Genomic DNA, 13,374 nt, shown 5'->3' on the forward strand with positions numbered 1-13,374 from the left:
ACCAGCACACCACAGCCCCTCGCACCCCATGGAGGAGGAGTCTCGTGTCATTGGAGGACGTCCTGCGTCCGGTCGTCGTCATCGGCGGCGCGGTCCTGCTCACGCTCATCCTGGTCTGGCTCACCGACCGGGCACTGCGCCGGATCGATGCCGCCCATCCGGAGACACCCCTGTGGGGGCTGCTGCGCCGCTGCCGGATACCGCTGCAAGTGGCGCTCTGCGCGGCCCTCTTGCGCGGCTCGTTCGGGCAGGCGGGGCTCAAGTCCGCCGACAAACACGCGGCGGGCATCGGCCAGGCGCTGACCCTGGTCCTGATCGCGGCCGCCGCCTGGCTGGTCATCCGGGCCGCGGCGGCGATCGTCGAGTCGTCGTACTCGCGCTATGCGGCGAGCGGCCGGGACGCGGCGCGGGTGCGGCGGGTACGGACCCAGGTGACGCTGATCCAGCGGGTGGTGACGGCCGTGGTGATCGTCGTCGCGGCCGCCTCGATGCTGCTGACGTTCCCGGAGATGCGGGCGGTCGGCACGTCCATGCTGGCGTCGGCCGGACTGCTGGGCATCGTCGCCGGTATCGCCGCCCAGTCCACGCTCGGCAACCTCTTCGCGGGGCTCCAGATCGCGTTCGGCGACATGGTGCGGATCGGGGACACCGTCGTCGTGGACGGCGAGTGGGGCACTGTCGAGGAGATCACGCTGACCTTCCTGACCGTACGGACCTGGGACGAGCGCCGGATCACCATGCCGGTGTCGTACTTCACCGGCAAGCCGTTCGAGAACTGGTCGCGCGGCGGTGCCCAGATGACCGGCACGGTGTTCTTCCACCTCGACCACGGCGCGCCGGTCGAGAAGATGCGCCAGCGGCTGCTGGAAATCCTCCAGGAGTGCCCCGAGTGGGACGGCAGGTCCTGGAGCCTGGTGGTCACCGACACCACACCGTCCACGATCGTGGTGCGTGCGCTGGCCACCGCCCGGGACGCGGACACCCTCTGGACGGTGCGCTGCGAGGTCCGTGAGCGGATGCTGGAGTGGCTGCAGGCCGAGCACGCCTACGCGCTGCCGCGGATCAGCACCTCGCCGGCGCCCACGGGCACCCCCCTGCCCGACCGGGGCCGGGAGCCGGGCCCGGAGGCCGCGCGGGGCTGAGCCCCACCGGCCCCACCGGCTCCACCACCCCCACCGGCCCCGCTCTCCCGCAACGTCCTCACGGCGCGCCCCGCAGGCTGCGCATGTCCAGATGCCGCAGCACCCGGTCGACGATCTCCGGGTCGGCGCCCGGTTCACTGCGCGCCGCCAGTACCTCGTGCCGGGCGGCCGAGAGCATCTCCCCCTGGATGCGCTGCACCTTCTTCAACCGGGTGATGCGCTTCTCGAAGAGCTCGCGCCGCTCGTCGTCGACGATGTCCGGCGCGATACGGGCCCCGATGTCGTGCGCACGGCGCGCCAGCTGGTCGGTGACCTCGTCAGGCAGCTCCTCGACCTCCAGGATCTCCTTCAGCCGCCGCTTGGACGCCTTGATCACCCGGATCGCCAGCTCCCGCTCCAGCGCGTCGACGACATCGGTGTCGGCCCGTACCCGCAGCCTGCGCACCAGCCAGGGCAGGGTGAGGCCCTGGATGAGGAGGGTGCTCAGCACCACCGCGAAGGCGATGAAGAGGATCTCGTCGCGGACCGGGAACTCACCGCCGCCGTCGATGCTGTACGGGATGGCCAGCGCCAGCGCCACCGAGGCCACCCCGCGCATCCCCGACCACCACATGATGAGCGTCTCCCGCCAGCTCATCGGGATCTCCTCGTCGTAGTCGCGGCGCTTGTGCATCCGCTTGGCCAGCCAGGCGGCGGGCAGCAGCCACAGCAGCCGGACGCCGACGACCACCCCGACGACGGCGGCGCCGGCCCCGAGCAACTGGCCCCAACGGTGGGAGGCCGCCCCGAAGATGTTGTGCAGCTCCAGGCCGATCAGCCCGAAGGCGACCCCGGTGACGAGGGTGTCGACGACCTCCCAGAAGGTGTAGCCGGCCAGCCGGCCCATCACATCGTCCGGGTCGACCGCGTACTCGGCCAGGAAAAGCGCGCAGGTCAGCACCGCGAGCACCCCGGAGCCCCGGAACTCCTCGGCCAGGACGTACGCGACGAACGGCACCAGCAGCGTCAGACCGATCTGGAGCGTCGGGTCGCCGAGCAGCCCCATCAGCTTGTTGGTGAGCCAGCCGAGCCCCAGGCCGACCGCTATGGCGACGACCGCGGAGAGCACCAGCGAGCCGACCGCGGCGGGCACCGAGAAGGTTCCGGTGACCGCCGCGGTGAGCGCGACGTGGTAGAGCACGATGGCGGTGACATCGTTGAACAGCCCCTCGCCCTCCAGGATCGAGACCATCCGGCGGGGCAGCCCGAGCTTGCCGGCGACGGCGGTCGCGGCCACCGGGTCGGGCGGGGCGACCAGCGCACCGAGCACCACCGCGGCGGCCACCGGCATACCGGGCACCACCGCCTGGGCGACGGCGGCGACCGCGGCGGTGGTGGCGAAGACCAGTGCCACCGCGAGCAGGAAGATCGGCCGGAGGTTGGCGGTGAACTGCCGCCAGGAGGTGCGCTGCACGGCCGCGTAGAGCAGCGGCGGCAGCACCACCGGCAGGATGAACTCGGGCGGTACCTCGACGTTGGGCACGAACGGCAGCAGCGCCAGGACGCCACCGACCAGGGTCATCAGCACCGGTGAAGGGAGTCCCAGCCGGTCGCCGACCGGAACCATGACCACGGCTCCGAGCAGGAGGACGAACATCAGAGCCAGCTGGTCCACGGTGGCTACGCTCCGGGGTCGGAATCGATCACTTGCCGACCCCAGCGTGCCACGGCACCCGCGGTTGCCCGCCGTGTCGGCTCCCGCAGGATGCCCGTCGCGTCAGTTGCTCTCGTCCCGGACGGTGTCCAGGGCCTTCTGGAGATCGTCCGGGTAGGCGCTCTCGAACTCGACCCAGCGGCCGTCGGAGGGGTGCTCGAAGCCCAGCCGCATGGCGTGCAGCCACTGCCGGGTGAGGCCGAGGCGCTTGCCGAGGGTGGGGTCGGCGCCGTAGGTCAGGTCGCCGACGCAGGGGTGGCGGTGCGCGGCCATGTGCACCCGGATCTGGTGGGTGCGGCCGGTCTCCAGCTTGATGTCGAGCAGGCTGGCCGCGCGGAACGCCTCGATGAGGTCGTAGTGCGTGACGGACGCCTTGCCCTCGGCCGTCACCGCCCACTTGTAGTCGTGCTGCGGGTGCCGGCCGATGGGGGCGTCGATAGTGCCGCTCATCGGGTCCGGGTGGCCCTGGACCAGGGCGTGGTAGCGCTTGTCGACCGTGCGCTCGCGGAACTGCTGCTTGAGCAGGGTGTAGGCGCGCTCGGACTTGGCGACCACCATCAGGCCCGAGGTGCCGACGTCGAGGCGGTGCACGATGCCCTGGCGCTCGGCGGCACCGGAGGTGGAGATGCGGTAACCGGCCGCGGCCAGGCCACCGATGACGGTCGTTCCCGTCCAGCCGGGGCTGGGGTGCGCGGCGACGCCGACCGGCTTGACGATCACGACGATGTCGTCGTCGTCATGCACGATCTCCATGCCCTCGACGGGCTCCGCGATGATCTCCACGGGCGGCGCGGCCTGGGGCATCTCGACTTCCAGCCAGGCGCCGCCGCTCACCCGCTCGGACTTCATCACCTCGGAACCGTCGACCCGGACCTTGCCGGCGGCGGCGAGTTCGGCCGCCTTCGTACGGGAGAAGCCGAACATCCGGGCCAGCGCAGCGTCGACGCGCTCGCCCTCCAGGCCGTCCGGTACGGGCAGGGTGCGGATCTCGGGAATGGTGCTCACCCCACGAGTATGGCAGTCCCACCGCGGTGCCCTGCCCGGCGGCCGGGACCCGGACGGCCCAGGCCCTTCCGGGCCCCGGTCAGTCCTTGTGGACGGTCCCGTCGGGGTCCAGTCCGCGGAAGGAAAGGATCACGATGAGGATGCCGCCGCAGACGATCCCGGAGTCCGCGAGGTTGAAGACCGCGAAGTGCGCCGGGGCGATGAAGTCGACCACCGCGCCCTCGAAGACCCCCGGCGAGCGGAACAGCCGGTCGGTGAGGTTGCCGAAGGCGCCGCCGAGCAGCAGCCCCAGCGCGATCGCCCAGGGCAGGCTGTAGAGCTTGCGGGCGATCCGGACGATCACCAGGATCACGACCGCCGCGATGATGGTGAGGAAGATCGTCAGCGCCTCGCCCATGCTGAACGCGGCCCCGCGGTTACGGATGACGGTGAACTGGAGCAGCGTCCCGATGACCTCGATGGGCTCGTGGTGCTCCAGCTTCGCGACCACCAGCAGCTTGCTGCCCAGGTCGAGCAGGTAGACGACGAGCGCGACCAGCAGCAGCGCGCCGATCCGCCGCTTGCCGCGGCCGCCCGGTTCCGGCTCCACCGGACCTCCCCCCTCGGAGCCCGTCGTGGGATCCGCTCCGGTACCCGGCTCGGGTTCCGGCGTACCGGTGATGCGTTCCGCCTCTGCCACGTGTGAGTCCCTCAGCCCGTTGTGTACACGGCCGGGCCGTGCCCGGCTGAACCACGAGAGTACGGCACACGCGTACGGACGCGGGCGGTACGGGTGCGGCCCGCGACAGGGCCTGTCTTCAAAGTCCCGTCGTTCGCCCGCAGGGCGGGCCTCGCGGCGTCTGGTGCGTGCGATCGCAAGGCTGAGGGTCGTCCCGGTACTGGGTGTACCGGGATGATCCCGACAACGCGGATGGGGGTCCCCCCGCGCCGTTCAGGCGCGGGGGAGTGCGTGCCAGGCGTCGCGAGGCAGGCGGGACTTTGAAGACAGGCCCTGGTACCGGCCGCCTCAGCGGCGCTCCTGTTTCTGCTTGCACTCCACGCACAGCGTCGCGCGCGGGAAGGCCTGCATCCGCGCCTTGCCGATGGGGTTGCCGCAGTTCTCGCACAGCCCGTAGGTGCCCGCGTCCAGCCGGCCGAGGGCGCGCTCGGTCTGGTGGAGCATCTCGCGGGCGTTGGAGGCGAGCGACAGCTCGTGTTCGCGGGTGATGTTCTTGGTGCCGGTGTCGGCCTCGTCGTCGCCCGCTCCGTCGCCGGAGTCGCGCATCAGCCCGGCGATGGCGTCCTCGGCCGAGACGATCTCCAGCCGCAGCCGGGCCGTCTCCTCCATCAGTTCGGTCCGCGCCGCGGCGACCTCCCCGGGCGTCCAGGGGTCCTCGCCCGGCCGTACGGCGAGCTCTCCCGGCGCCGCGGCCACCCGGGCCATGGGCAACGCGGAGTCGTCGCCGTGTGCCTTGGCCGTTGCGGCCGCAGTCTTTTTCGCCGCCACCGTCTTGGCTCCCGTCTTCTTCGCGGGCACCGCGGCCGTCGTGGCCGGAGCCTTCTTCGCGGTCTTCTTCGCGGTCTTCTTCGCGGTCTTCTTCCCGGTCTTCTTCGCGGTCTTCTTCGCGGCCGCCTTCTTCGGAGCCGCCTTTTTCGCCGTGGTCTTCACCGGCGTGGTCGTGCCGGCCGCCGTCTTCTTGGCCGCGGCCTTCTTCGGAGCCGCCTTCTTCGATGCAGGCTTCTTCGCGACGGCCTCGTCGGCAGGCGTCGTGCTCTTCTCCGCGGCGGTCTTTTTCGCCACCATGGCCGCGACCCCTTCACCTATGTGACTTTGTTCGCGAATCGTGACGGGAACGATAAATCGCCACACGCCACGCGGCAACGGGACGCACCGCCCTCCCGGCCCCACCACCCGGCCCGGGACGCCCGGTCTGTCTCGGTTGTGCCCCGCTCCCCGGCCGGTAATCCGCCGGTCGGCACGGCACCCGCCCGCTCGCCATTCGGGTCACGGCGCGCGCCCCGACGCGGCGCGGCGAGGGGCCGGGACGTGGCACGGCGAGGGCCGGAACACGGCGCGGCGGGAGAGCGGGGCACCCCCGTACGGCGCCGGTGGCGCGGCCCGCCCCCCGGCTGCCGTAAATCCGGTCGGCCGGTGTCGGCTCGGCCCCGTACACTGGGCCGAGCGAGAGGCATTGACGGGACGAGTAGCGCCGTACGCAGCCAGCAGCGACCCGGGGACGGTGGAAGCCCGGGGGCGTGCACGACGCGAAGATCACCCCGGAGCCGCCGGAAGAAAGCTTTGGACAGTGGGCTCCGCCCACGGGCCTCGGGCCGCCCAAGGCGAGTAGAACCGGCAGCGCGACCCCAATGAGGGGGCGGTGCAGTGGCACCGCCAAGGAGGGTGGTACCGCGGGAGCCCAGCTCTCGTCCCTCCGGACGGAGAACGCAGCAGGTGTCCGCCGGAGGAAGCCCCCGATGAGTCCGCAGCCCCAGTACCGCCAGGTACCCGCCCAGGTAGACCTCCCCGCCCTCGAGCATGCCGTGCTCGAGTTCTGGCAGGAACAGAAGATCTTCGCCCGCACCCTCCAGCAGTCCGAGGGGCGGCCCGAGTGGGTCTTCTACGAGGGCCCCCCGACCGCCAACGGCATGCCCGGCGCGCACCACATCGAGGCGCGCGTCTTCAAGGACGTCTTCCCCCGGTTCCGCACGATGCAGGGCTACCACGTCGACCGCAAGGCCGGCTGGGACTGCCACGGCCTCCCGGTCGAGCTGGCCGTGGAGAAGGAGCTGGGCTTCAACGGCAAGAAGGACATCGAGGCGTACGGCATCGCCGAGTTCAACGCCAAGTGCCGCGAGTCGGTGACCCGCCACACCGACGCCTTCGCCGAGCTCACGACCCGTATGGGCTACTGGACCGATCTGGACGCCCCGTACCGCACGATGGACCCCGACTACATCGAGTCGGTGTGGTGGTCGCTGAAGGAGATCTTCAACAAGGGCCTGCTGGTCCAGGACCACCGCGTCGCCCCCTGGTGCCCGCGCTGCGGCACCGGCCTGTCGGACCACGAGCTGGCCCAGGGCTACGAGAACGTCGTCGACCCCTCGGTCTTCGTCCGCCTCCCGCTGACGTCCGGCCCGCTGGCCGGCCGGGCCTCGCTGCTGATCTGGACGACCACCCCCTGGACCCTGGTCTCCAACACCGCCGTCGCCGCGCACCCCGACGTCACCTATGTCGTCGCCACCGACGGCAGCGAGCAGCTGGTCGTCGCCGAGCCGCTGCTGGAGAAGGCCCTCGGCGAGGGCTGGAGCGCCACCGGCGAGTCCTTCACCGGCCGCGAGATGGAGCGCTGGGCCTATCAGCGCCCGTTCTCCCTCGTGGAGCTGGAGGGCGCCAACATCGTCGTCAACGCCGAGTACGTCACCACCGACGACGGCACCGGCCTCGTCCACCAGGCCCCGGCCTTCGGTGAGGACGACCTCAGGACCTGCAAGGCGTACGACCTGCCGGTGATCAACCCGGTCCGCGCGGACGGCACCTTCGAGGAAGAACTCGCCCTGGTCGGCGGTCAGTTCTTCAAGAAGGCCGACGAGGCGCTGGTCGCCGACCTCGACGCCCGCGGTCTGCTCTTCCGCCACCTCGCGTACGAGCACAGCTACCCGCACTGCTGGCGCTGCCACACCGCGCTGCTCTACTACGCACAGCCCTCGTGGTACATCCGCACCACCGCCGTCAAGGACGCCCTGCTGCGGGAGAACGAGAGCACCAACTGGTTCCCCGAGTCGGTCAAGCACGGCCGCTTCGGCGACTGGCTCAACAACAACATCGACTGGGCGCTGTCCCGCAACCGCTACTGGGGCACCCCGCTGCCCATCTGGCGCTGCGAGGAGAACCACCTCACCTGCGTCGGCTCGCTCACCGAGCTGACCGAGCTGACCGGCACCGACCAGTCCGGCCTGGACCCGCACCGCCCGTTCATCGACGAGATCACCTTCGCCTGCCCGACGTGCCAGGGCACCGCGACCCGCGTCCCGGAGGTCATCGACGCCTGGTACGACTCGGGCTCGATGCCGTTCGCTCAGTGGGGCTACCCCTACCGCAACAAGGAGCTGTTCGAGAAGCGCTATCCGGCGCAGTTCATCTCCGAGGCCATCGACCAGACCCGTGGCTGGTTCTACACGCTGATGGCCGTCGGCACGCTCGTCTTCGACAAGTCCTCGTACGAAAACGTGGTCTGCCTCGGTCACATCCTCGCCGAGGACGGCCGGAAGATGTCCAAACACCTGGGCAACATCCTCCAGCCGATCCCGTTGATGGACCAGCACGGCGCCGACGCGGTCCGCTGGTTCATGGCCGCCGGCGGCTCGCCGTGGGCCGCCCGCCGGGTGGGCCACAGCACCATCCAGGAAGTCGTCCGCAAGACGCTGCTGACGTACTGGAACACCGTCGCCTTCCAGGCGCTGTACGCCCGTACGTCCGGCTGGGCGCCCTCCGCGGCCGACCCGGCCCCGGCCGGCCGCCCGCTGCTGGACCGCTGGCTGCTCGGCGAGCTGAACACCCTGGTCGAGCAGGTCACCGAGTCGCTGGAGTCCTTCGACACCCAGCGCGCCGGCAAGCTCCTCTCCTCCTTCGTCGACGACCTCTCCAACTGGTACGTCCGCCGCTCCCGCCGCCGCTTCTGGCAGGGCGACGCGGCCGCGCTCCGCACGCTCCACGAGGTCATCGAGACCGTCACCCGCCTCATGGCGCCCCTCACCCCGTTCATCACCGAGCGGGTCTGGCAGGACCTGGTCGTCCCGGTCACCCCGGAGGCGCCGGCGTCGGTGCACCTCACCAGCTGGCCGGTCGCCGACCGCGCGCTCATCGACCCGGCGCTGTCCGGCCAGATGCAGCTGGTGCGCCGGCTGGTCGAGCTGGGCCGCGCCACCCGCGCCGAGTCGGGGGTGAAGACCCGCCAGCCGCTGTCCCGCGCACTGGTCGCGGCCCATGGCTTCGCGGGCCTGTCCGAGGACCTGCGGGCCCAGATCGCCGAGGAGCTCAACGTCAGCTCGCTGGCCTCGCTCTCGGAGGTGGGCGGCTCCCTGGTCGACACCACCGCCAAGGCGAACTTCCGAGCGCTGGGCAAGCGGTTCGGCAAGGGCGTCCAGGCGGTCGCCAAGGCCGTCGCCGCCGCGGACGCCGCGGCCCTCTCCCTCGCCCTGCGCGAGGGCACGGCGAGCGTCGAGGTCGACGGGGAGACCGTCTCGCTCGCCCCCGACGAGGTCATCATCACCGAGACCCCGCGCGAGGGCTGGTCGGTGGCCTCCGACTCCGGTGCCACGGTCGCCCTCGACCTGGAGATCACCCCGGAGCTGCGCCGGGCGGGCCTGGCCCGCGACGCGATCCGGCTGATCCAGGAGGCCCGTAAGAACAGCGGCCTGGACGTCGCCGACCGGATCGCGCTGCGCTGGCAGTCCACCGACGAGGAGGTGCGCACGGCGCTGACCGACCACGCCGGCCTGATCTCCGACGAGGTGCTCGCCGAGGAATTCACCCCCGGCGAGGCGGACGGGTCCTACGGCACGGCGTTCACCGACGAGAGCCTGGCCCTGACGTTCCAGCTGCGCAAGGCGTAACCGCCCCCGCGGTCACCACGGCGTACGGAGCCCCCCGGCGCAGCCCGCGCCGGGGGGCTCCGTCGTTTCCGCGGAGGTACCCGGACGGGGCGCACAAGTACACACAAAAGGGCCGGGCCCCGAAGGAATGTTCCCTCGGGGCCCGGCCCTGATTGCCGACTGTGCGCGCTACGCGGACGTCAGTTGTCGTCCTCGTCGATGAGGAAGCCGCGCATCGGCGACGGCGTCTGCTGCATCGGCTGCGGGCTCTGCGGCCGCACCGGAGCCATCGGCTGGGTCATCGCCGGCGACATCTGCTGCTGGCCGCCGTAGGACGGACCACCGTTGGACTGACCGGCCATGGAGTGGTTGCCGCCCATCTGCTGGCCGCCACCCATGGTGTGGTTGCCGCCCATGGTGCCGGCACCGGCCGACGCCATCGACGGGGACGGCGGCAGCGAAGCGGTCGCCGGGGTCCGCGGCGGGGCCAGCGAGTCGTCGGCCTGGTTCTCCAGCTGGCGCAGCTGGCTCTCCAGGTAGGACTTCAGCCGCGTGCGGTACTCGCGCTCGAAGCCGCGCAGGTCCTCGACCTTGCGCTCCAGCGTCGCGCGGGCCGACTCCAGCGAGCCCATTGCCACGCGGTGCTTCTCCTGCGCGTCCCGCTCCAGCGCATCGGCCTTGGCGCGGGCGTCCCGCTCCAGGCCCTCGGCACGGCTGCGCGCCTCGCCGACGATCTTGTTGGCCTCGGAACGGGCCTCCGCGATCGCCTGGTCGGCGGTCTGCTGTGCCAGCGACAGCACGCGCGCGGCGCTGTCACCACCGGGACCACCCTGCTGGCCGCCCTGGGGCAGCTGCTGCGGTCCGCCGGGGCCGCCCATCGGGCCACCCATCGGACCGCCGGGGCCCATCGGACCGGGGCCGTGCGGGCCCTGCGGACCGGGGCCGTGGCCACCGGGACCAGGAGGCAGCTGCGGTGCACCACCGGGCAGTTGGGGCGGGCCACCCATCCCCTGCTGCTGCGGCGGCACCGGCTGCGGACCGGATATGGCGGCGGGCACCGGAGACCCGGGCCGCTGCTGCTGCTCCTGCTGCTGGTCCGGTCCCTTGCGCAGACCCTGCTGCTGCTGGTTCTGCGCGGCGGCGCGGGTGGCAGCGGCCAGCTTGGCGCGAAGGTCCTCGTTCTCCCGCAGGAGCCGGGTCAGTTCGGCTTCGACCTCATCGAGGAAGGCATCGACCTCGTCCTCGTCATAGCCTTCTCGGAGGCGGACGGTCGTGAACTGCTTGTTCCGCACGTCCTCGGGGGTCAACGGCATCTCTACTTCACCTCAACGTAGTCGTCGGCAATCGGCAAGACCGTATCGTTCACACCAACAACACCGACCTCACGACGGTGATCAGGATGTACACGATGATCATCAATACGAAGAAGGACAGGTCGAGCGCCACGCCCCCGAGACGCAGCGGCGGGATGACCCGCCGCAGAAGCTTGAGTGGCGGATCAGTGACAGTGTAGGCGGCCTCAAGAACGACCACCATCGCCTTGCCGGGTTGCCATGAACGGGCGAACTGGAAGACATAGTCCATCACCAGCCGGAAGATCAACACGATCAGGAAGCAGTACAGCGCGATGTAGATCACCTGACCAAAAACACTCATCTCGCGCGTCCCTCTCCCCTTGCCTTGCTCCTGTGTTGGCCTTACGGCCTCGGTGTGCCCGGTGTTGCGTCTCAGCTCTGGTTGAAGAACCCACCCTCTGCGATACGGGCCTTGTCCTCCGCCGTGACATCGACGTTAGCAGGAGACAACAGGAACACCTTCTGCGTCACCCGCTCGATACTGCCGTGAAGACCAAACACCAAACCGGCCGCAAAGTCGACAAGTCGCTTCGCATCGGTGTCATCCATCTCCGTCAGATTCATGATCACCGGAGTGCCCTCACGGAAGTGTTCCCCGATGGTACGGGCTTCGTTGTAGGTCCGGGGGTGGAGTGTGGTGATGCGGTAGGGCTCCCGCTCGGACACAACCTTGGGCATGATCACCGGTGCGTTCTTCTCCAGATTTGGGCGTTCGGGTGTGATGGATGCCACGGGGGCGATTCGCGCGGGTCGTCCGCTTTCCGCGGCGAGCGGGGCCGGTTCACGTTGCGCCGGAGGCGTCACGGCACGGACGGGTTCCTCCCGTTCCGGGTGCGTTTCGGCCTGCACTTGGTGCTGTTGCCGCCGTCCCCGATCGGGTTCCGGGTCAAGCTCGGGTTCGAACTCGTCATCGGGGTCGAACCCCCGGCCGTCGTACCCATCGTCCTCCACGAGGCCGAGGTAGACCGCCATCTTGCGCATCGCGCCGGCCATTCTCTGCGTCCTCCGCTCTGTGGTGGATCGGCTCCGTCACCAGGGGCCTTGGATCCACTCGGCCTGCCCGCTTTTTGCGGGAATGACCATATTTTGTGCTGTGGTCCGACTTGCTTGGCGACGTTACCGGAGCCGTGGTCTGACTCCGAGTACCGCAGTGCCGACGCGCACATGTGTCGCCCCGGCCGCCACGGCGTCTTCGAGGTCCGCGCTCATGCCTGCTGACACCATGTTGGCAGCAGGATGAGCGACGCGCAGGTCGGATGAGATTTCCATGAGCCGTTCGAAAGCGGCGAGTTCACGCCCGGCGTACGGCCCGGCCAGCGGCGCAACGGTCATCACACCGTCGAGCCGCAGACCTTGGGCCCCGGCGATCACCTCGGCGAGCGCCTCGACACCGTCGGGCGCCACCCCGCCGCGCTCACCCCGCTCCCCCGACTCCGCATCGAGCGCCACCTGGATCAGACAGCCCAGTTCACGCTCGGCACGCGCCGCCTCCTTGGAGAGCGCGGTGACGAGTCGGGCCCGGTCGACGGACTGAATAATTCCGGCATAACCGGCCACAGACCGCACCTTGTTCGTCTGGAGCTGACCAACGAAGTGCCAAGTAAGGGGCAAATCAGCACATTCAGCGGCCTTGGGTGCCGCCTCCTGATCGCGGTTCTCCGCGACCTGCCGCACCCCCAGCTCCGCGAGCAGCCGGACATCGCTCGCGGGGTAGGTCTTGGTGACCACGATCAGGGTCACCTCGTCACGCGGCCGGCCGGCCCTGGCGCATGCGGCGGAGATACGTTCCTCCACCTGTGCCAGGTTCTGTGCCAGTTGCGTCTTGCGGTCGTCCGTCACTCGGCCTCCCCCAGCCGCGGGCCGGGGGTGTCCCCGAGCCATACATAGCTCGCGAGCCGTCCCGTCGTACGGTCGCGCCGGTAAGAGAAGTGGTCGGCGGATTCGAGGGTGCAGATGTGGGGATCCTCACGCACCGGCACGCCCGCCGCGGCGAGTTGGGCCCGTACCCCCGCGGTGACGTCCACCGCAGGAGTGCCCCAGCTGGTCGTCGCACGGGCCTCGGGCACCACCGCGGCGACATCGGAACGCATCGCCTCGGGCACCTCGTAACACCGCCCGCAGATCGCCGGTCCGGTGTACGCGACGATCCGCGCCGGCACCGCGCCCCGCTTCACCATCGCCTCGACGACCGCCGGGGCGACCCCGGCGACCAGACCGGGCCGGCCTGCGTGCGCCGCCCCCGCCACCCCGGCGACCGGATCGGCCAGCAGGACCGGGGTGCAGTCGGCGGTCAGAACGGCCAGCGCCAGGCCCCGGCGGTCCGTGACCACCGCGTCCACACCGGGAATGTCGTCGCCGTACCAGGGCCCGTCGACCACCGCGACGTCCCGGCCGTGCACCTGGTTCATCCAGACCACCGCGGCCGGGTCGAGGCCGAGTTCCGCGGCGGCACGGGCACGGTTGGCGCGGACGGCCTGCGGGTCGTCGCCGACCGCACCGCCCAGATTGAGCTGATCATACGGAGCGGCGCTCACCCCGCCCCACCTGTCGGTGAAGGCGAAATGCGCGCCGCTCTCGTGGTGCTGTTGCCCTATCACTTCGGTGCTTC

At 70.5% G+C, this 13,374-nt stretch carries 11 protein-coding genes; 2 read left to right on the plus strand and 9 right to left on the minus strand.

The features are described from left to right. The first annotated feature begins 50 nt into the window (after positions 1 to 50). Positions 51 to 1,142, plus strand: a complete 1,092-nt coding sequence (locus K7C20_RS09820) for a mechanosensitive ion channel family protein (protein ID WP_048829981.1) — start codon at positions 51 to 53, stop codon at positions 1,140 to 1,142. A 58-nt stretch (positions 1,143 to 1,200) separates the two neighbouring features. On the opposite strand, the gene K7C20_RS09825 is transcribed toward K7C20_RS09820, so the two are convergent. The 4 genes from K7C20_RS09825 to K7C20_RS09840 form a co-directional block, all read right to left on the minus strand. After that, positions 1,201 to 2,778: a Na+/H+ antiporter gene (locus K7C20_RS09825; RefSeq protein WP_400847909.1), complete on the minus strand. Its 1,578-nt coding sequence runs from the start codon at positions 2,776 to 2,778 to the stop codon at positions 1,201 to 1,203. A gap of 120 nt (positions 2,779 to 2,898) precedes the next feature. Beyond that, positions 2,899 to 3,840, minus strand: a complete 942-nt coding sequence (locus tag K7C20_RS09830) for an RluA family pseudouridine synthase (protein WP_030085886.1) — start codon at positions 3,838 to 3,840, stop codon at positions 2,899 to 2,901. Between the two features lie 79 nt (positions 3,841 to 3,919). Next, the gene (gene lspA / locus K7C20_RS09835) at positions 3,920 to 4,519 is read right to left on the minus strand and encodes a signal peptidase II (protein ID WP_030085884.1); all 600 of its coding nucleotides are present in this window, start codon (positions 4,517 to 4,519) and stop codon (positions 3,920 to 3,922) included. A 327-nt stretch (positions 4,520 to 4,846) separates the two neighbouring features. Next, positions 4,847 to 5,623 (minus strand): TraR/DksA family transcriptional regulator, encoded by a 777-nt coding sequence (locus tag K7C20_RS09840; protein WP_063754022.1) that lies wholly within the window; start codon positions 5,621 to 5,623, stop codon positions 4,847 to 4,849. Between the two features lie 671 nt (positions 5,624 to 6,294). Between K7C20_RS09840 and ileS the strand changes: the two genes are divergently transcribed. Further along, positions 6,295 to 9,432, plus strand: a complete 3,138-nt coding sequence (gene ileS / locus K7C20_RS09845) for an isoleucine--tRNA ligase (protein WP_053209733.1) — start codon at positions 6,295 to 6,297, stop codon at positions 9,430 to 9,432. Between the two features lie 179 nt (positions 9,433 to 9,611). On the opposite strand, the gene K7C20_RS09850 is transcribed toward ileS, so the two are convergent. The 5 genes from K7C20_RS09850 to pgeF all read right to left on the minus strand — a co-directional run bounded on the left by K7C20_RS09850 (position 9,612) and on the right by pgeF (position 13,363). Continuing rightward, a complete protein-coding gene (locus tag K7C20_RS09850) occupies positions 9,612 to 10,724 on the minus strand; it encodes a DivIVA domain-containing protein (protein WP_053209732.1) in 1,113 nt (370 codons plus the stop codon). A gap of 49 nt (positions 10,725 to 10,773) precedes the next feature. Further along, a complete protein-coding gene (locus K7C20_RS09855; RefSeq protein ID WP_006606159.1) occupies positions 10,774 to 11,067 on the minus strand; it encodes a YggT family protein in 294 nt (97 codons plus the stop codon). A 71-nt stretch (positions 11,068 to 11,138) separates the two neighbouring features. After that, positions 11,139 to 11,759, minus strand: a complete 621-nt coding sequence (locus tag K7C20_RS09860) for a cell division protein SepF (RefSeq protein WP_030085876.1) — start codon at positions 11,757 to 11,759, stop codon at positions 11,139 to 11,141. A 123-nt stretch (positions 11,760 to 11,882) separates the two neighbouring features. Beyond that, positions 11,883 to 12,605 (minus strand): YggS family pyridoxal phosphate-dependent enzyme, encoded by a 723-nt coding sequence (locus K7C20_RS09865; protein ID WP_030085874.1) that lies wholly within the window; start codon positions 12,603 to 12,605, stop codon positions 11,883 to 11,885. After that, positions 12,602 to 13,363: a peptidoglycan editing factor PgeF gene (pgeF, locus tag K7C20_RS09870; RefSeq protein ID WP_030085872.1), complete on the minus strand. Its 762-nt coding sequence runs from the start codon at positions 13,361 to 13,363 to the stop codon at positions 12,602 to 12,604. The genes K7C20_RS09865 and pgeF overlap by 4 nt, the downstream gene beginning before the upstream one ends. Positions 13,364 to 13,374 lie beyond the last annotated feature (11 nt).

The sequence above is a fragment of the Streptomyces decoyicus genome (genome assembly GCF_019880305.1).
Classification (GTDB): domain Bacteria; phylum Actinomycetota; class Actinomycetes; order Streptomycetales; family Streptomycetaceae; genus Streptomyces; species Streptomyces decoyicus.

Bases quoted from the DNA above. Each gene is read 5' to 3' on its own strand.
- K7C20_RS09825 (WP_400847909.1), bottom strand. From the start codon at position 2,778: ATGTTCGTCCTCCTGCTCGGAGCCGTGGTCATGGTTCCGGTCGGCGAC.
- K7C20_RS09840 (WP_063754022.1), bottom strand. From the start codon at position 5,623: ATGGTGGCGAAAAAGACCGCCGCGGAGAAGAGCACGACGCCTGCCGAC.
- ileS (WP_053209733.1), top strand. From the start codon at position 6,295: ATGAGTCCGCAGCCCCAGTACCGCCAGGTACCCGCCCAGGTAGACCTC.
- K7C20_RS09850 (WP_053209732.1), bottom strand. From the start codon at position 10,724: ATGCCGTTGACCCCCGAGGACGTGCGGAACAAGCAGTTCACGACCGTC.
- K7C20_RS09855 (WP_006606159.1), bottom strand. From the start codon at position 11,067: ATGAGTGTTTTTGGTCAGGTGATCTACATCGCGCTGTACTGCTTCCTG.
- K7C20_RS09860 (WP_030085876.1), bottom strand. From the start codon at position 11,759: ATGGCCGGCGCGATGCGCAAGATGGCGGTCTACCTCGGCCTCGTGGAG.